The 18,899-nt window shown below is 62.8% G+C and carries 18 protein-coding genes; 8 read left to right on the forward strand and 10 right to left on the reverse strand.

Annotated elements, in window-relative coordinates; all coding sequences use genetic code 11:
* Window positions 1-76: 76 nt before the first annotated feature.
* The 8 genes from VSX56_RS08160 (at window position 77) to VSX56_RS08195 (ending at window position 8,179) form a co-directional block, all read left to right on the forward strand.
* Window positions 77-1,345 (forward strand): CpaE/TadZ family protein, encoded by a 1,269-nt coding sequence (locus VSX56_RS08160; protein ID WP_350936288.1) that lies wholly within the window; start codon window positions 77-79, stop codon window positions 1,343-1,345.
* A 26-nt stretch (window positions 1,346-1,371) separates the two neighbouring features.
* Window positions 1,372-2,805 (forward strand): TadA family conjugal transfer-associated ATPase, encoded by a 1,434-nt coding sequence (locus tag VSX56_RS08165; RefSeq protein ID WP_350936290.1) that lies wholly within the window; start codon window positions 1,372-1,374, stop codon window positions 2,803-2,805.
* A gap of 2 nt (window positions 2,806-2,807) precedes the next feature.
* Window positions 2,808-3,776: a type II secretion system F family protein gene (locus VSX56_RS08170; RefSeq protein ID WP_350936292.1), complete on the forward strand. Its 969-nt coding sequence runs from the start codon at window positions 2,808-2,810 to the stop codon at window positions 3,774-3,776.
* A gap of 26 nt (window positions 3,777-3,802) precedes the next feature.
* On the forward strand, window positions 3,803-4,780 hold the full coding sequence (locus VSX56_RS08175) for a type II secretion system F family protein (protein ID WP_339114257.1): 978 nt from the start codon (window positions 3,803-3,805) through the stop codon (window positions 4,778-4,780).
* A gap of 15 nt (window positions 4,781-4,795) precedes the next feature.
* Window positions 4,796-5,353: a tetratricopeptide repeat protein gene (locus tag VSX56_RS08180; protein WP_406870824.1), complete on the forward strand. Its 558-nt coding sequence runs from the start codon at window positions 4,796-4,798 to the stop codon at window positions 5,351-5,353.
* 23 nt (window positions 5,354-5,376) lie between these two features.
* Window positions 5,377-6,237 (forward strand): tetratricopeptide repeat protein, encoded by an 861-nt coding sequence (locus VSX56_RS08185; RefSeq protein WP_350936294.1) that lies wholly within the window; start codon window positions 5,377-5,379, stop codon window positions 6,235-6,237.
* 1 nt (window position 6,238) lies between these two features.
* On the forward strand, window positions 6,239-6,745 hold the full coding sequence (locus VSX56_RS08190) for a prepilin peptidase (protein ID WP_350936297.1): 507 nt from the start codon (window positions 6,239-6,241) through the stop codon (window positions 6,743-6,745).
* Between the two features lie 123 nt (window positions 6,746-6,868).
* Complete coding sequence (locus tag VSX56_RS08195) at window positions 6,869-8,179, forward strand: DUF8689 domain-containing protein (RefSeq protein WP_339114254.1); 1,311 nt, start codon at window positions 6,869-6,871, stop codon at window positions 8,177-8,179.
* Here the strand turns inward: VSX56_RS08195 and VSX56_RS08200 are convergent.
* From VSX56_RS08200 to VSX56_RS08245, 10 genes are all read right to left on the reverse strand, one after another.
* Window positions 8,176-9,084, reverse strand: a complete 909-nt coding sequence (locus tag VSX56_RS08200; RefSeq protein WP_339114253.1) for a LytTR family DNA-binding domain-containing protein — start codon at window positions 9,082-9,084, stop codon at window positions 8,176-8,178. The two genes, VSX56_RS08195 and VSX56_RS08200, sit on opposite strands and share 4 nt — an antisense overlap.
* A 196-nt stretch (window positions 9,085-9,280) precedes the next feature.
* Window positions 9,281-10,183, reverse strand: coding sequence for a bifunctional methylenetetrahydrofolate dehydrogenase/methenyltetrahydrofolate cyclohydrolase FolD (gene folD, locus VSX56_RS08205; protein WP_339114252.1), 903 nt, complete (start codon window positions 10,181-10,183; stop codon window positions 9,281-9,283).
* Window positions 10,180-10,485, reverse strand: a complete 306-nt coding sequence (locus tag VSX56_RS08210) for a chorismate mutase (protein ID WP_339114251.1) — start codon at window positions 10,483-10,485, stop codon at window positions 10,180-10,182. Before VSX56_RS08210 ends, folD begins: the two co-directional genes overlap by 4 nt.
* A 182-nt stretch (window positions 10,486-10,667) precedes the next feature.
* Window positions 10,668-11,255: an MOSC domain-containing protein gene (locus tag VSX56_RS08215; RefSeq protein ID WP_339114250.1), complete on the reverse strand. Its 588-nt coding sequence runs from the start codon at window positions 11,253-11,255 to the stop codon at window positions 10,668-10,670.
* A gap of 136 nt (window positions 11,256-11,391) precedes the next feature.
* Window positions 11,392-13,305, reverse strand: a complete 1,914-nt coding sequence (gene ftsH / locus VSX56_RS08220) for an ATP-dependent zinc metalloprotease FtsH (RefSeq protein ID WP_339114249.1) — start codon at window positions 13,303-13,305, stop codon at window positions 11,392-11,394.
* 83 nt (window positions 13,306-13,388) lie between these two features.
* Complete coding sequence (gene tilS / locus VSX56_RS08225) at window positions 13,389-14,594, reverse strand: tRNA lysidine(34) synthetase TilS (protein ID WP_350936302.1); 1,206 nt, start codon at window positions 14,592-14,594, stop codon at window positions 13,389-13,391.
* Between the two features lie 73 nt (window positions 14,595-14,667).
* Window positions 14,668-15,504 (reverse strand): tol-pal system protein YbgF, encoded by an 837-nt coding sequence (gene ybgF / locus VSX56_RS08230; protein ID WP_339114464.1) that lies wholly within the window; start codon window positions 15,502-15,504, stop codon window positions 14,668-14,670.
* Between the two features lie 2 nt (window positions 15,505-15,506).
* On the reverse strand, window positions 15,507-16,040 hold the full coding sequence (gene pal / locus VSX56_RS08235; protein WP_339114247.1) for a peptidoglycan-associated lipoprotein Pal: 534 nt from the start codon (window positions 16,038-16,040) through the stop codon (window positions 15,507-15,509).
* Between the two features lie 66 nt (window positions 16,041-16,106).
* Window positions 16,107-17,435: a Tol-Pal system beta propeller repeat protein TolB gene (gene tolB / locus VSX56_RS08240; protein ID WP_339114463.1), complete on the reverse strand. Its 1,329-nt coding sequence runs from the start codon at window positions 17,433-17,435 to the stop codon at window positions 16,107-16,109.
* A gap of 146 nt (window positions 17,436-17,581) precedes the next feature.
* Entirely contained in the window at window positions 17,582-18,880 is a 1,299-nt protein-coding gene (locus VSX56_RS08245; protein WP_350936304.1) for a cell envelope biogenesis protein TolA, read from the reverse strand.
* Window positions 18,881-18,899: the final 19 nt, after the last annotated feature.

Here is an 18,899-nt window from a genome sequence, read left to right on the forward strand (position 1 = left end):
GCGACCCCGGCCGCCGAGTCGGCGCGGGGTAACCTAAGGTCAAGAATATGACCGAAGCAGAAGGGACGACACGCAGATGAGTGCAGCACCTATCCTGAGCCCGGAACCGGCACCGCTGGTCGCCTGCACCGTGTCGCGTGATGTGTCCAATTTCAACCTTCTGATCGAGGATATGGAGGCCGAACTGGGCGAGAGCTGGGGGGACCTCGGCTTCGATGACACCCTCTTGTTCCTGAACCAGCCCGATGCCGAAAACCTCGAATTTCTCGCCATCGCGCTGGATGGCGATGACGAGGTCCATCTGGACCGGATCACCCGCATCATCACGACCGCCAAGGACAAAGGGCTGCGGATCATCCTGATCGCGGAGGAGCTGTCGCCGATCGCGCTGCACCAGTTGCTCCGGCTCGGCGCGGATGATTTCGTGCCCTATCCGCTTCCCGAAGGGGCGCTGCACGAGGCAATCCAGCGGTTGGGTAACGAGGAAGACGAGGTGGCCCCTGCCGCCCCGGCCCCCGCGCGCAAGAGCAGCACCGACCGCAATGGCGCCATTCTGGCGGTGCACGGAATGGCGGGCGGCGTCGGTGCCTCCACCTTTGCCGTCAACCTGGCATGGGAGCTCGCCTGCAATCCCGGCGCGACCGGCAAGAAGAAAGGCGCGATCCCCGAAGCGCCCCGCGTCTGCCTGATCGACCTCGATCTGCAATATGGCACCGTCTCGACCTATCTGGACCTGCCGCGCCGCGAGATCATCTTCGATACGCTCAGCCATAGCGCGCAACTCGATAGCGACCTGCTGCATCAGGCCCTGCAGGTCTATCAGGACAAGCTGCATGTCTTCACGGCCCCCGCCGATATGCTGCCGCTCGACCTGCCCACGACCGAGGATATCTCGCGGCTGATCAAAACCGCGCAGAGCCAGTTCGATTTCGTCGTCATCGACATGCCCTCGACCGTGGTGCAATGGACCGAGACCGTGCTTTCGGCCTCCGATCTCTATTTCGCGATGCTCGAGCTGGATATGCGCTCGGCCCAGAATCTGCTGCGGATGATCCGCGCGTTGCAGGCCGAGGAACTGCCGATCGAGAAGCTCCGCTATGTCCTGAACCGTGCACCGAAATTCACCGACCTTACCGGCAAGTCGCGCGTGAAACGTCTGGCAGAGAGCCTCGATATCACCATCGAGCTGCAGCTGCCCGATGGCGGACGCGCGGTGACGCAGGCCAATGATCACGGCCAGCCGATGGCCGAAGCGGCCGCCAAATCGCCGCTGCGCCGCGAGTTCCAGAAACTCGCGCGCACCGTCTACGATCTCGATCATGCGGCCAAAGCGGCACAGGGCTGAGTCCGGCTGGACCAGAAAGGACCAAGATGTTCTCGCGTTACAAGAAGCCGGCCACGCCGCCCGCCCCTGCCCCCGTCCTCGACGACATTGTCGCCCCCGAGCCGAAGGTGGAAAAAGCCCCCCTTATCACGCGCCGGATCGCGCCCGCGGCCCCCGCACAGGCCGAGCCGCAGGACAAGGACCGCCGCCGCCGTCAGAAACTGGGCGAGCTGAAAACCGAAATCCACACCCGCCTGCTGGAGGATCTCAACCTCGCGGCGCTGGAAACCGCCCGTGAATCCGATCTGCGCAGCGAGATCGCCTCCATTGGCTCGGAGGTGGTGCAGGATGCGGGTATCGCGCTGACGGCTACCGAGCGCACCGGCCTGATCAATGAGCTCTATGACGAGGTCATGGGGCTTGGCCCGCTGGAGCCGCTCCTGAAAGACGAGACGGTCTCGGATATTCTGGTCAACGGCCCACAACAGGTGTTCGTGGAACGCGGTGGCAAGCTGCAACTCACCGATACCGTCTTCAAGGACGAGCGCCATCTGATGCGTATCATCGACAAGATCGTCTCGGCCGTGGGCCGCCGCGTCGATGAATCGAACCCCTATGTCGATGCCCGTCTGGCCGATGGCTCGCGCTTCAACGCGATGGTGCCGCCGGTGGCGGTAGACGGCTCGCTCGTCTCGATCCGGAAGTTCAAGAAAGACAAGCTCGGCATCGACGACCTGGTGCAATTCGGCGCCTTCACCGAGGAAATGGCCGCCTATCTGCAAGCCGCCGTCTCCACGCGCCTCAATGTCATCGTCTCGGGGGGCACGGGCTCGGGGAAAACCACGACCCTCAACGCGCTGTCTTCGTTCATCGACAACTCGGAACGTATCCTGACGATCGAGGATACGGCCGAACTCCAGCTACAACAGACCCATGTGGGCCGGATGGAAAGCCGCCCGCCCAACGTGGAAGGCCGCGGTGCGGTCACGCCGCGCGACTGTCTGAAGAACGCGCTCAGGATGCGCCCCGACCGGATCATCGTGGGCGAGACCCGCGGCGAGGAGGTCATCGACATGCTGCAGGCGATGAATACGGGCCATGACGGCTCGATGACCACCATCCACGCGAACTCCGCGCGCGATGCGATGTCGCGTCTGGAGAACATGATCGCCATGGCCGGCATCGAGATGCCGATCAAGGCGATGCGTGCACAGATCGCCTCGGCTGTGAACCTTGTGGTGCAGGCCTCGCGTCTGCAGGACGGCTCGCGCCGGATGACCTCGATTTCCGAGATCACCGGCATGGAGGGCGATGTGATCTCGATGCAGGAACTGTTCCGCTATGAACGCCTCGGGCTGACGCCGGAAGGCAAGATCATCGGGCGCTTCACCGCCACTGGCGTACGCTCGCATTATGCCGACCGCTTCCGCCAATGGGGCTATGATCTGCCCGCCTCGATCTACGAGCCGGTGGAGGGCTGAACATGGGCGCGATTTCTACCGTTGCCATCTATGCGGTCATCTTCGTCGCCGTGCTACTGCTGGTCGAGGGGCTCTATCTTCTGGTCTTCGGAAAGTCGATCTCGCTCTCGCGCCGCGTGAACCGCCGCATCGACATGCTCGAGAAGGGCGGGCGGCGCGATGAGGTGCTGGAACAGCTCCGCAAGGAAGTGACCCAGCACGAGAAGGGACGGAACATCCCCTTCTACTCGCTCCTCGCCACCAAGGCACAGAAGGCCAATATCGCCTTCAGCCCCAAAGCCCTCATGGGGGTGATGGGCGCGATGAGCGTGATTGTCTTCGTCGGTCTGTCGGTCGGTCTTGCCATCGATCTGCCCACGCGTCTCCTGCTATCGGTTTTGATGGGGTTCGGTGCGGTCTATTTCTGGGTCTCGCAGAAGGCCAACAAGCGTATGGCCCTGGCCGAAGAGCAGCTTTCCGACGCGATCGAACTGATGGTGCGCAGCCTGCGCGTGGGCCATCCGCTCTCCTCCGCCATCCAGGCTGTGGCCAAGGAGATCCCCGATCCGCTGGGCACCGAATTCGGCATGATCGCGGACGAGGCTGCCTATGGCCGCCCCGTTGCGGATGCGCTGCGCGATATGGCCCAGCGTCTGGATATGCAGGATCTGCGCTTCCTTGCCGTGGCGGTGTCGATCCAGCAACAATCGGGCGGCAACCTCGCCGAAGTGCTCGACGGGCTGTCCAAGGTGATCCGTGCCCGCTTCCGGCTGTTCCGCCGTGTGAAGGCCATCACCGCCGAGCCAAAATGGTCGGGCATGTTCCTGTCGGGCTTCCCGCTGGTGATGCTGGCCGGCGTGTTGATCCTGCAACCCGGATATTACGACAAATGCAAGGACTCACCCCTGTTCCTGCCGCTGGCGATCTCGGTCTTCGTCCTGCTGGGGATGAACTACCTGTTCATGAAGATCATGACCAATATCAAAGTCTAATTCCTTCTGTCGCTTAGAGAGATCACATGGGCCCGCTCAATCAATATCTGCTCCAGACCCTCGGCCCGATGGGCCCGATGATCGCCCTTCTGGGCGCGGCGGCGCTGCTGATCGCGGCGACCCTGCCCTTCTTGCTGAAAAAACGCGCCGATCCGCTGGACAAGATCGCCAGCCAGCGCCGCCGCCCGCAACAGGCAGGGGCCGCAATGGCTCCGGGCAAGCTGCGCGACAGCGGCACGACCAAGCTCGACCGTTTCGCAGGCTTCCTCGAGCCGCAGGACGAGAAGGAAATGTCGGCGGCCAAGAAATGGCTGCAAAGCGCGGGCTATCGCGGCCCCAATGCCGTGCGGACCTTCCACGCGACGCAGGCCGCAATGGCCATCGGCGGGCTGGCTCTCGGCGCGCTGATCATCGTCTACATGACCCTCACCAGCCCCGATCCGGTCGAACCGGCCGTCATGATCGGTATCATCATGGGCCCGGGCGTTGTGGGCTATTTTGGCCCCAAACAATGGGTCAACAGCCGCGTCGCCGCCCGCACCGAAGAATTGCAGAACGGTTTTCCCGATGCGCTCGACATGCTTCTGGTCTGCGTGGAGGCCGGTCAGTCGCTCAATCAGGGAATTATCCGCGTGGCGCGCGAACTGGCGCAATCCTGCCCCGCCATCTCCGAGGAATTCGCCCTGATCGCCTACGAAATCAAGGCAGGCAAGGACAAGGCCACAGTCATGCGCAATTTCGGCGAGCGTTCCGGCGTCAGTGACATTCAGAGCTTTGCCACCGTGATGATCCAGTCGCAGACCTTCGGCACCTCGATCGCGGAGGCCCTGCGTATCTATGCCGCCGATATGCGCGACAAACGCATCATGCGCGCCGAGGAAGCCGCCAACAAGATCCCGACCAAGATGACTTTGGGCACTATGGCCTTCACAGTGCCGCCACTTCTCATCATCCTTGTTGGGCCTTCGGTCTACGATATGGTAGTCAGCTTCGGTAACATGTAAAACCAGACCGGACCGATGCGCGCCACAGGACGTTTCCTCGCCCTTCTCTGCCTATCTGCCGCGCTCGGGGGCTGTATGCCCTTTGGCGCGAAAACCGATTCCCCCTTTGCTCCGGGCTATGCCGACGGCGAGGGCGTGGACGGGCTGATCGTGGGCCACCGGCTGATGGCCGCGGGCGAATACGATCTGGCGCTCAAGGCCTATTACCGCGCCATGGCCGAACAGGGCGTCAATGTCGATACGCTCTCGGCGATAGGCTCGGCCAATCTCAAGCTCGGACGGCTCGGTCAGGCCGAACAGATCCTGCGCCGCGCCACCGAGGAGGACGGCACATTCGTGCCCGCATGGAATAATCTGGGCGTGGTCCTGATGGAGGAAGGCAAGGTGGCCGAGGCCGCGCGCACCTTCCGTATCGCCTACGGGCTCGATAATGGCGAATCTGACGCAATCCGTGAAAACCTGATGCACGCGCTCGCAAAGATCGACAAACCTGTCTATGATCCGGCAAAAGAACAGACATTCAAGCTGGTGCGACGCGGGCGCGGTGAATACCTGCTGCTGACCCAGCATTGAGGCCGAGCAAGAGGACGCGGACCATGCGCCAGACCATCCTGATCTGTGCCCTTCTGGGCAGCGCCCTGACGCTTGCCGCCTGCGGTGCGCGCGACAGTGCCCAGGAAGCCAAGGCCATGAAAGCCGTCAATGCGATCGACGAGACCAATCTCTCGGACATCATGCTTACGGTCAGCGACCCGAAAGAGGCCGTGAAATATTTCGAGCGCGCCAGCACCGAAAGCCCCGACCGGATCGACCTTAAGCGCGGCCTTGCCAAATCGCTGGTGCGCGCCAAGAGCCACGAGCGCGCAATCACGGTCTGGCAGGAGGTTCTGGCCATGCCGGGGGCCGGTGATGCCGACCGTGTGGGGCTGGCCGATGCGCAGATCCGCAGCAATGACTGGGCGGCGGCCAAGGCGACGCTCGCCACCGTCCCGCCCACCTACGAGACCTATGACCGATACCGCCTCGAGGCGATGGTGGCCGATAGCCAGAAAGAGTGGAAAAAGGCCGACAGTTTCTACGATACTGCCGTGAGCCTGACGACCCGCCCCGCAGGGGTGCTCAACAACTGGGGCTTCTCCAAGCTCACCCGCGGGGATGGGAAAGCGGCCGAGAAGCTCTTCGCCGAGGCGCTGACGTATAATCCCTCGAGCTTCACCACCAAGAATAACCTCGTTCTGGCGCGGGCCGCGCAGCGCAAATACGATATGCCGGTCATCGACATGACCCAGACCGAGCGGGCGCAGCTGCTCTATACGGCGGCCCTTTCGGCGATCAAGCAGGGTGATGTGAACACGGGGCGCTCGCTTTTGCAGGAGGCGGTAGATACCAATCCGCAATATTTCGAGGAAGCCGCCCGCGCGCTGGCAGCGCTCGACGCCAATAAGGTGAAATCCTGACATGCTCGCTCCGGGGCCTTTCGTCACCGCGCTGGCCTTTCTGCTGGCGCTGACGCCGATCTGTATCTGGATCACCCTTACCGATCTGCGCGACATGAAAATCCGCAATGTAGCGGTCTATACGATGGCGGGAATTTTCGTCGTGCTGGGGCTATTGGCCTTGCCGCTGGATGTCTGGGCATGGCGCTGGCTCAATTTTGTGGTGGTCTTTGCCATAGGCTTCGTGCTTTTCGCCTATGCGGGGTTCGGCGCGGGCGATATCAAATTCGTCTCCGTGGCCGCGCTCTTCGTCTCGCAGGCCGAAGGGCAGATCTCTCTGGCGCTGATCTGCCTGTCGGTCGGGCTGATCGCGGGGCTGGGACTGCACCAGATCCTCAAGCGCATCCCTGCCCTGACCCGCGCCACCCCCGACTGGAAAAGCTGGGGGGCCAAGCGCACACCCGCCGGTGTCGGTCTCGCCCTCGCGCTCTGGGCCTATCTGGCGCTTGCTTGCGTCTTGGCAGTATAAGGCCAGACAGCGCCCGCCTTTTTCCCGAATTCGGCCACATTGCGGCGGCACTTTCCGATCATAAGCAGGGCTAACAGTCCGTTAATCCCTATCGGAAATCCCGTTTCAGGAAGGTCGTGTCGTATGAATATGATGGCCCGCACAATTACCGCCCCTCATATGCCACGCAGCCTGTCCGAGACGGGCCTGAGCCTTGTGATGATGCGCGACATCCTGTTGAAAACGATGTTCCGCACCAACCAGACCACGCTGAGCTCGCTGGCCGAACTGCTCTGCCTGCCGACCACCCTGCTGCAGGAGCTGATCGACATGGCCCGCGACCAGCGCCTTGTGGAGGCGATGGGCACGCTCCATGCCAATTCCGGCAACGAGATGGCCTTCCAGCTCTCGGATGCGGGGCGCGCGCGCGCGCTCGATGCGCTGGCGCAATCGGAATATTATGGTGCGCTGCCCGTGCCGCTGGCGATGTATCGCGAGCAGGTCAAGCGCCAGTCGATCCGCAATATCCAGCTGACCCGCGATGCGCTGCTCGCGGCGATGGGCCATCTGGTCCTGCCACCCGACCTGATCGACCAGCTTGGCCCCGCCGTGGGCTCGGGCCGTTCGATCCTGATGTATGGCCCGCCGGGCAACGGGAAATCCTCGATCTCCAACGGCATCCGCGATGCGCTTGGCGACCAGATCTATGTGCCGCGCGCCATTGAATATTCGGGCCAGATCATCACCGTCTTCGACCCGATCATCCATAGCGAGGCACCGCTCCCCGCGGAGGACCCCACCGCCCTGCGCCGCGCCGGACACCGCTTCGACCGCCGCTATGTGCTCTGCGAGCGTCCGACCGTGATCACGGGGGGCGAACTGACGCTGGATATGCTGGACCTCAAGTTCAACCCCACGGCCCGCACCTATACCGCGCCCCTGCAGCTGAAAGCCTCGGGCGGGGTGTTCATCGTGGACGACCTTGGCCGTCAGGCCGAGCCGCCGCAGAAGCTGGTGAACCGCTGGATCGTGCCGCTGGAAGAAAGCCGCGACATCCTCGCGCTGCAATCGGGCGAGAAATTCGAGGTGCCTTTCGACACGCTCGCGATCTTCTCGACCAACTTCCACCCCAATGCGATCTTCGACAAGGCCGCGCTGCGCCGGATCTTCTTCAAGATCAAGATCGACGGCCCGAACCAGCGCGACTTTCTCAAGATCTTCAAACTGGTGGCCAACAAACGCCAGATCCCGCTCAGCGAGGCCGCATTGGTGCATCTGCTGAAGGTGAAATACCCCACCATCCACAACGTCTATGCCAATTACCAGCCGATCTTCCTGATCGACCAGATGATCGAGATCTGCAAATTCGAGGGTATCCCGCCGCAAATGACGCCCGAGCTGATCGACCGCGCATGGGCCAATATGTTCGTGCGCGACGAGGAGATCCTGCACTAACTGAGCCGGTAGCCCTGCGGCCCTTCATCCAGATCGAAAAAGCCCGCATCCTCTGCATCGGATAGATAGGTGCGCGAGACAGGGATCACCGCCCCGTTGCGAAGCGTCAGCTCGGCCTTGGAATTCAGCTTGCGCCCTTCCGCTACGGCCTCTTCGGCCACCCAATGCGAGCGGTGGACCTGCAACCCCTGCACCCCTTCCAGCTCTGCCATCGCATCCGCCAGCCGGATCAGCACCTGATGCGAGCCTTTCGACGTCGTGACATGGACATAATGATCGCGGCTCTGCAGATGCCAGATATCGCCCTGCCGGGCCTTGGGCAGACGCTGCAGCAGGCGTGGCGTGGTCAGGGCATCAGGCTCTGGCTCGCAGGTGGCGTCTGGCGAGAAGGCGGGTTCCGGATCGGCAGGCGAGGCATAGGATGCAGCATCCGCTTGCGGCGCGGCAGACTGCCAGTCGGAGACAGGGCGGACTTCGTCCTCTCCTGTCGCTGACCCTTTGCTTTCAGGGTAGAAAAGCCGCCGCAGACTGACGCAGAAGAACGTCATTACGAAATTGTAGGCGCCGAGTTGCAGAAGCGAGGGCAGATGCGCGTGATCGATCTCGGCGAGATAATGCAGCAAACTGTGATATGGGAACGCCATCAACAGCCCGAGACTACTGGCTTCCAGCAACGCATAGCTCCAGAAGTTACGGATCTGCAGAACCTCCTCGTAGAGCAGTCGCAACGCACAGCCGATCGTGATTCCCAGCGCCCAGAGCGACGGCCAGTAGACGAGCCTCTCGCCAACCGTCAGCCATTCAAAGGTGCCGAACGGCCCACCAAGCACACCAAATGCCGAAGCTGCAACCCATGTCAGCAGCAGCGTCGGCACGCTCAGCGATCGGAGATAGGCCTGCCACATCCCGTCTTACCTCATACGAATAGTCTTACTCTCCGTTATGGAGGATATAATAAGCTTTAACCCAGCTTACCTCCTCAACCATATCGCAGAATGAAAGAAAATGCGTCCATGAGCGGGAAGCGTCGCAAAAACGAGACAGGCGCCGGAGACTTTTCCGACGCCTGCCCTTATCATTCAATCCCCGCGTGTGGGCGGATTACGCAGTCAACCCTTCAGGCTCTGCCAGACCATTGGCCCGCGCACAGGCGGTCAAGGTATTGGCCAGCAGGCAGGCGATGGTCATCGGACCGACACCACCGGGCACCGGCGTGATGGCACCGGCCACCTGAGCGGCGGAAGCGAAATCGACATCGCCCACCAAGCGGTTCTTGCCCTCGCCCTTTTCGGGCGCGGGAATGCGGTTGATACCCACATCGATCACTGTCGCACCGGGTTTCACCCAATCCCCCTTGATCATCTCGGGACGGCCAACGGCCGCCACCAGAATATCAGCAGAGCGGCAGACAGATTCGATATCCTTGGTGCGCGAATGCGCCACCGTCACCGTGCAGCTGTCACGCAGCAACAGCTGGGCCATCGGCTTGCCCACGATATTGGAACGCCCGACGACCACCGCATTCAGCCCCGAGAGCGAGCCGTGATGGTCGCGCAGCATCATCAGGCAGCCGAGCGGCGTGCAGGGCACCATGGATTTCTGCCCAGTGGCCAGAAGGCCGACATTGGAGATATGGAAGCCGTCGACATCCTTGGCCGGATCGATCGAGTTGATCACCAGATCCTCGTTGAGATGTTTGGGCAGAGGGAGCTGCACCAGAATACCATGCACGGCCGGATCGGCATTGAGCTTGGCGATCAGGGCCAGAAGCTCGGCTTCCGAAGTGGCGGCATCAAGCTTGTGCTCGTAGGAATTCATGCCGACCTCGACGGTCTGCTTGCCCTTGTTGCGCACATAGACTTCCGATGCCGGGTCCTCGCCCACCAGAACCACGGCCAGACCGGGGGTGATCCCGTGATCTTCCTTCAGCTTGGCTACCTGTGCGGCGACTTTCTCGCGCACCGTGGCCGCGAAAGCCTTACCATCAATGATCGTCGCACTCATTTCACGTCTCCTGTGCCAAGAACCCGCTCCTCGCGCAGGATCGATGCCTCGATCATGATGCGATAGAGCTGCTCGAATAGTTCCACGTCTCCGCCGGTCTGCACGGCATGCGCCTTGACCTTGGCGACCACATCCTCGACCCGTTCCTCGATCCGCGCGGGCAGCCCTTCCGAGGGTTTCAGATCGATCGCACGGTCGATCAGGCTCAGCCGGTAGGTCAGCTGCTCGACAATCTGCCGGTCCAGCCGGTCGATCTCGACGCGTAGCTCCCGCATCGAAGCGACAGTTTTCGGATCGAGCATCGGCATCTCCACACAAAAGAACAGGTCAGCCTCCTATCGCAGACCCCTAATCCCAAGACAAGGGTTTGAGGCCATAAGCCCCCGAAACCGGCTTGCCGGACGTGTCGGGAAGAAACTATGCGCGATCTGGAGAAGGCCCTGTTCTGGATGCGACCTAAGCCGGCCATTTACAGGCATCCGGTTCAGCCCTCGCCCTCGCCCTGCCGCCAGACCCGTTGCGTAGGCACCCACAGATCGACAAGCTGGCCCAGTCTCAATCCGCCTGGGCGTTCGACCCATGCGGTGACCCCGCGCCGCCCGAGGGCTGCGGGCTTATAGGCTTTTCCCTTGTCGGGATAGGTCTTGGCGATCTCTATCCCAGGCTGGACACAGGGCAGGTTCTCGAGATCCACAACCAGCGAGACCCCCTCCTCGCTCTGCAGCCGCGAGGAGGGCGGGATATGCGTGAAATCCGGCAGGCCACGCAGCACGATGGAGGCCCCCACCCATTCGGGCTTCAGCTCGGGGATGCGCATGACGAAAGCGGTCTCGGCCATCTCCTCCGCTGACAGGATGCTCAACTGGCGGGTATTGGCGATCTCGGTGCCCTTGGCAAACTGCCCGGTGACCCGCGAGCAGGAGGCGCGCGTATATCCACGATGCGCCTCGCCGAGCGGCCCCTCGAAATCCAGTTCCATCCGGTCCACCGCCACCGATTGCATCTGGCCCTGTGGCACGATGCCCAACCAGACGATCTCTGCCTGATATCCGGTCCGTCTCAATGCCGGCATGAGTTTCCCTGTCCGATCGCGAAATGCCTTCTGGGACACATGCTTGGGAGAGTTGTCGCAAAGGTCAAGCACAGTCGTTGCGTCGCATGGAAAAGGCCGCCCCGAAGGGCGGCCCATCTACCGGATTGTAGCTTGCTTAAGCGGTCGGCTCTGTCCCGTCGGGCGTGCCCTCGGGCTTCACCTCCTCGGTTTTGGCTTTGGGCACCGAGGTCACCGTCGGCAGACCACCGGTGGGGGTGTCGTCATCACCGCCACCCAGAGCCTCGCCCTTGATGACTTTCTTGATCTCTGCGCCGGTCAGGGTCTCGTATTCCAGCAGGCCCTGCGCAAGGCGTTCCCACTCGACTTCCTGCTCGTCGATAATGCGCACCGCCTCGCGGTAGCCCTCCTCGATCAGCTCACGGACCTCTTCCTCGATCAGCTGCTTGGTCGCCGCCGAAACCGAGAAGCCAGCGGTATTGCCGGAATAGCCCTCATGCGCCTCGGCATAGTCGATATTGCCGACCTTATCGGACATGCCCCAACGCATCACCATCGCGCGCGCAATGGCCGATGCCTGCTGGATATCGCCCGCCGGACCGTTCGACACATGGTCGGGACCCCATTTCTTGATCTCGGCCGCCTTGCCCGCCATGGTCATGGCGATCTTCTGCTTGGCCTCGTCCTTGTGGTAGTTCAGCTTGTCCATCTCGGGGAGGCTCACCACCATACCCAGCGCCTGACCGCGCGGAATGATCGTGGCCTTGTAGACCGGATCGCATTTGGGCAGCGCAAGGCCGACAATGGCGTGACCGGCTTCGTGATAGGCAGTCATTTCCTTCTGCTCGGGCGTCAGGATCATCGAGCGGCGCTCGACACCGAGCATGACCTTATCTTTGGCCTGCTCGAAATCCTCCATCGTCACGAACCGGCGGCCAACGCGTGCCGCCATCAGCGCCGCCTCGTTGACGAGGTTCATGAGGTCCGCCCCCGAGAAGCCCGGCGTGCCGCGCGCGATGGTGCGCAGATCGACATCGGGACCAACGGGAACCTTGCGGGCATGGACGGTCAGGATCTTCTCGCGGCCCTTGATATCGGGGTTCGGCACATGGATCTGACGGTCGAAACGGCCCGGACGCAGCAAAGCGGGGTCCAGCACATCGCGGCGGTTGGTCGCGGCAACGATGATGATGCCCTCATTGGCCTCGAAACCATCCATCTCGACCAGTAGCTGGTTGAGGGTCTGTTCGCGCTCGTCATTGCCGCCGCCGATGCCCACACCACGGGCACGGCCCACAGCGTCGATCTCGTCGATGAAGACAATACAGGGCGCGTTTTTCTTGGCCTGTTCGAACATGTCACGGACGCGGCTTGCACCGACACCCACGAACATCTCCACGAAGTCGGAGCCCGAGATGGTGAAGAAGGGCACGCCCGCCTCGCCCGCAATCGCGCGCGCCAGAAGCGTCTTACCAGTCCCCGGGGGGCCAACCAGCAATGCGCCTTTCGGGATCTTACCGCCAAGGCGGCTGAATTTCTGCGGATTGCGCAGGAATTCCACGATCTCTTCCAGCTCTTCTTTGGCCTCGTCGATGCCTGCGACATCGTCAAAGGTCACGCGGCCCTGCTTTTCGGTCAGAAGCTTGGCTTTGGATTTGCCGAAGCCCATCGCGCCGCCTTTGCCGCCGCCCTGCATCCGGTTCATGAAGAAGATCCAGATCCCGATGAGCACGAGGAAGGGCAACCAGACGCCCAAGAGCGACATGAAGCCGGACTGTGCCTGCTTGACCACTTTCACCTGCACGCCCGACGAGATCAGCCGCTCGGCGATCGGGTCGGTCAGCGGCTTGACGGTGGAATAGGTCGCAGTGCCGTCTTTCAGCTGGTAGCGCACATCCTCCCCATCGATCTGGACATTGCTGACATTGCCCTTGTCGACCGCCTGAATAAACTCGGAATAATCGACTTGCTGCGAATTCATCGCGTTCTGTCCATCCCCAAACAGGTTGAACAGGGCGAGGATCAGCACGAACAGCACGGCCCAAAAGGCAAGATTGCGCGCATTACCCAAGGAAAAACCTCCAATTCATTTTGGCCCCCCAAAGTGTAGAGCGGGGAACCGTTGGAATGAAAATAGGGATTTAGGCTCAGGGTTCAACGGGTGAATAGCATTGAGGGCGCAAACGGGACGGCAATTTCTGCGATCCAGCCATTCGGCAGCCCTGCCAAGGGGGCGGCAACAAGCGTTTCACCTGCCCAGACCGCGGGGCTGGCCATAAGCGAGGCGCGCGGCAGCCCTGTCTCGCGCCAGTCCGGGCACAGGGCCAGCCCCGCCTCGCCAAGGGCGCCTATACTCAGGCCCTGCAGGCCGATCCCGTCCTGCGAGCCCCGTAGACGCCATCGGTCCCACACCTCACCCCCCTGCACCACCAATGCCTGAACAGACGCCAACTCGCGGGTAAAGCGGATAAAATCACCGTCATGGCTGCGGCGGACACCGGCCAGCGTCCGGGTTTGCCCAATATCGTGGCAGAAGGCCTCCAGCTTGGTGCCGCGCGGCGCATACTCCCCGCCATTGATCCAGCCGAGAATCACGGCCCAGAGCCTGCGCCGGAATTCTCCCTGAAGCTCGGTCTCGAGCCCCTCGAGCGACACCAGCACATCGCCACGATCCACCATCACATGACGCGCAACCATCCCCACCAGCGCCTGCGAAAGCGCCTCTTCGGCGCGGGCCAGATGGGCCACACTCGCAGAGATCACCTCGGGCGTCAGGCCCAGTGCGGCGAGTTGCGGGGCGGCCTTCCTGATGCGCACGCGCTCGTATTTGGGATTGTCATTGGACGGATCATCGGCCCAGTGTCCCCCTCGGTTGCGCAGATAATCGCGTAACGCCCCCCGCCCGAGATCCAGCATGGGACGGTGCCACATGACCCCCGCCTCGCACCACGCATGCCGCATTCCCGACAGGCCCTGCAGCCCCGAGGCCCGCGCAAGGCGCATGATGAAAGTTTCCAGCTCGTCATCGGCTGTATGGGCCATCGCGATATGGCCAATGCCCTGCGCCCGTGCCCATTCGCCCATCAACCCGATCCGCGCACGGCGCGCCTGATCCATCAGGTTGCCGCCCGCAGGCGCGTTCCAGTGCAGCGTATGATGGGTAAGGCCAAGGCTTTGTGCCACCTGCCCCACCATGCGCGCCTCGTCAGCCGCTTCGGGGCGAAGCCCGTGATCGACGGTCACGACCGAAAGATCCAGCCGTCCCGCCAGCAGATACAGCATCGCCATGGAATCCCCGCCGCCCGACACGGCCAGCGCCACGCGCTGCCCGACCAGACGGCCAATGAATCGCTCGAGCATCGGGGAGCTCAAAGACAAACTGCCGCGACACGGCGCGGCAGTCTGGGTATTCTCATGGTCCGACAAGGGCGCCTCACATACAGCCGAGCTTCGACATTTCGGATTGTGCCTCCGAGACGGCCGTTGCCTGCGGATAGCGGGTGCCCACCTGTCCCAAGGCCGTGCAGGCCTCGTTACGCTGGCCGAGTTGCCCCAGCGCCCAACCCAGTTTGGTCAGGCTTTCCGGTGCCTTGTCGCCATCGGGATAGGTCGAGAAGGCATTGAGCCACGCGCGCGCCGCCCCTGCCATATCGCCGGATTTCTGCAGCGCCTCACCCTGATAATAGAGCGCGTCGTCGCTCAGCGGGCCGCCCGTATAGGATTGGGCAAAGGCCGCAAGCTCTTTCGCGGCGCGAGGAAAGTCACCCTGATCGAGCACCCCCTTGGCCCGATCGAAGTCCGACTGTTCGTTCATCGCGAGATCGGCGCTCGATTGCCCCGATCCGTTCGATGCCGCCGGCGCCGGTGCCGGTGCTGCGGTTGCGGCCTCGCCGCCCAGCGGCTTGGTCGTGCCAAGAGATCCGATATCGCAGCCCTGCTCCATCTCGCAAACACGGAATTCCAGATCGCCGATCCGGTTGGTGCCATCGCTGACAACGCGGTTGATCTTGTTCTGGAGTTCCTCGGTCTGTGAGGTCAGGCGCGAGAGCGACGCTTCCATTGTATCCATACGTTGCAGCGCCGAGGCACCGCCCGCCGCCTGCAGACCCTGCGAACCGGACGAGACCAACTCCTGACGCAGGCTTTGCACCTGCGTCGAGAGCTGCGCCAGTTCCGAACGGATATCGGCCAGAGACTGCTGGTCCTGCGCGAAGGCGGGCAGACCCGCCATCAGTGCCAGACCGCAGACTACCCCCTTCAGCGCGCGCATCATCAGGAACCTGCGCCTTGCGCGATCACCGTCACGGCGCGACGGTTCTGGGCGTAGCATTCGGGAGCCGAGCAGACCGCGATCGGGCGCTCTTTACCATAGGAGACGGTGCGCAGACGGTTGCCGCTCACGCCTTGGCTGATCAGGAAGGATTGCACCGAGCTTGCACGACGGGCACCGAGGGCGAGGTTGTATTCGCGCGTGCCCTGCTCGTCGGCATGGCCTTCGATCACAGCGGTATAGTTCGGATGCGAGGTCAGCCATTGTGCCTGCTGCGTCAGGATCTGGGTCGCTTCGGGCGTCAGGGTGGACTGGTCAACCACGAAATGGACCATATCGCCGATGGTCTTCTGGAAATAGGCGGGCGAGTTCGGGTCCGAGATATTGCCCTGGCTTACCGAGCCGTCGCCATAGCCGCTGCCGTAAGCGCCGCCCGGATCGGTGACGCCCGACCCGTCGCCGAAGCGGTCGGGATTGTTACACGCGGCAAGGCCCAATGCGCTCAGCAGCAGGGCGGCTTTGATTGCGGTTTTCATAGGTTTTTCCATTATGTCAGAAGCTCGTCATGAGCACGGTAACAGTATTTGGCTCGCTTGGGAATGTCACTGCAGGAGCGGTGACCACGTCACGTCGGAGGCAGCACTCGGGGTCGGCACTTTCTTGAGGTTTCGGCCCGAGATATCCACCGACCACAGGCTCGCGCTGCCACTCGCACCGGGGCTCTCGCGGGTGAACATGATCACGCGGCCATTGGGCGACCAGGTCGGACCCTCGTCGAGGAACGAGGCCGTCAGCAGGCGCTCCTCGGAACCGTCGGTGCGCATCACGCCGATGTGGAAACGGCCCGCATGCTGTTTGGTGAAGGCGATCATATCACCGCGCGGCGACCAGACCGGCGTCGAATAGCGTCCCTCGCCGAAGGAGATCCGCGTGGGCTCGCCGCCATTCGCGCTCATCACATAGAGCTGCTGGGTGCCCGAACGGTCGGATTCGAACACGATCTGCGAGCCGTCAGGGCTGTAGGAGGGGGCTGTCTCGATCGCAGGGCTATTGGTCAGGCGCTGGGGCGCGCCGCCACCGGTGCTCATGCGGAAGAGGTCGGTATTGCCGTTCTGTTCCATCGAATAGAGGATCGAGCTGCCATCGGGCGAGAAGCGCGGCGAGAAGGTCATCGTGCCGGGGGTCTCGGGCAGGAGCTGCGAGCTGACATTGCCGACATTCATCATCTTGATGCGCGGGAAGCCGGTCTCGAAGGTGGTGTAGATCAGCTTGGACCCGTCCGAAGAGAAGCGCGGCGCCAGCACGATGGTGCTGGAATCGGTGAGATAATTCACGTTCGCGCCATCATAATCCATGATCGCGAGACGTTTCTGACGGGCATTTTTGGGGCCGGTTTCGGAGACGAAGGCCACGCGGCTGTCGAAATAGCCGCCCTCGCCCGTGATGCGCGAATAGATCGTATCGGCAACCTTATGCGCCAGACGGCGCCAGCTTTGCGGCGTGGCGGCCAGTTGCTGGCCCTCGCCCATCTCGGCGCCGGAATAGGTATCGAACAGACGGAATTTCACCACGGCCTTGCCGCCCTGCATGGAGACCGCGCCCACCACCAGCGCCTGCGCCTTGATTCCCGTCCAGTCGGGATAGCTGACCGGCGTGCCGAAGCTCGAGAAACGCTGGATATAGGCATCCTGCGGGATCTGGCGGAAGAGGCCGGTGCCCGAGAGATCGGAATTGATCACGCTGGAAATATCCTGCGCCACTTTCGCGGCATCCGGCGTCTCGGCGATAAAGGTGGGCATCGCATAGGGCAGCGGCTCGATCACGCCATCGGTGATCTCGACATGTAGCGGGCCGCCATCCTGCGCCATGGCCGGAGTGGCAACCAGCCCCGCCGACATCACACCTGCGGCAGCCAGTCCGGCCATCATCATACGCAGCATCGAAACACTCCTTGTCTGGTCCGCGCCCGTCCCATGCGGACGGGCAGGTTTTGTCGGTTGTAGCGCGGAATGCGCGACAGGCGCATCACATCCGCACGCGGTCTCGCGATTATTTGCCGAAAACGGGATTTCCGGCATCAGCGCATCCTCATCTTGGAGGGGTTGAAGTCCATCTCGATGGTCTTCCACTGGCCATATTTCTCCGCAGGCAGCGGGAAGCCGTCCGAACCACAGCGGATGATGGCGCGGCGCGCGGCCTCATAGGCCTGTTTTGCCGCAGCATCGCTTCCCCCCTGCGAGCCCACCAGCTTGATCGAGCTGGCGATCGGCATGCCGTCGGGCTGCATCTGCACCGAGACGGTCACCGTGGTGCGCAGCGCCTCGGACGACAGCGCGCCCACGTTCCAGCATTGCTTCACATCCACGATCAGCGCGTCTTTCTCGCCGCTGGTCATCGGCGGCCCCATCGGCGCATTGCCGGTGCCCCCGGTGCCCTCGCCCCCCAGAGCCTGTGCCAGCGCATCCTGCACGGCCTTCTCGGTATTGGGCGCAGGTGCCGCGGGTTTGGCCGCTGCCGGTTTCTTCTCGGCGGGCTTCTTGGCAGGCGTATCCGCTTTCTTCTCGGGCGTTTTCCCTGCCGGCTTATCAGCAGGTTTATCCGATGCCTTTTCCGATGCTGCGGTCTTCACCGGCTCGGGTTTGGGCTCTTCCTTCTTGGGCGGGGTAGGCTTGGTGCGCGGCTTGGGGCTCGAGGGCGGAGCCGAGGTCTTGGCCTCTTCCACCGGCTTCGACGCTTCGGTCTCGATCTCGGTGCCCGATTCCTCGGGCGCCTGCGCCTGCTGTGCCTCTTCCTTGGGTGTCTCGGGCTCGGGGGCCTCGGCCTCTTGAGTGGCCTCTTTCGGCACCTCGGCCACCTGTGCCTCCGGCTCGGGCGTGGGCATCGGATCGGGCGCGACGCGGCGCGCGGGCTTGGCAATGGGGCGCGGGCTGAACTCGGGCGTCGCGGTGTCCTGCGGCTCCTCGACCTCGGGCATCATCGAGGGCGGAACTTCCGTGACCTCGGTAGGCTCGGCGGGCTCCTGCACATCCGATAGATCGGGCTTCGCCTCGGGCGTGGGCTCGGGCTCGGCCAAGGCCTCCTGCGGTGCCGGATCGGGCGCCTCCTCGGGCGCGGGCGTGTCTTCGGCCGGAGAGACATCCTCCTCGGGGGCCGCGATCGCCTCCGGCGCGGTTTCCTGCACCTCGCCCGCCTTGGGGGCGGCGGCCTGCATGGCCTGGAAATCGGCATCCGAGATCACCGATACAGAGGTCATCTGGATCGGATCGACCGGATCGCGTGTAAACAGCAGATCGCCCAGCACAGCCCAGAGGATGATCCCTACATGGATAATCCCCGACACCCAGATGCCGATCTTATATGCCCGTTCCGTCCGCATGTAGTTGCGTGCCTTGCGC

The sequence above is a fragment of the Thioclava kandeliae genome, assembly GCF_040297545.1.
GTDB classification, from domain to species: Bacteria; Pseudomonadota; Alphaproteobacteria; order Rhodobacterales; family Rhodobacteraceae; genus Thioclava; species Thioclava kandeliae.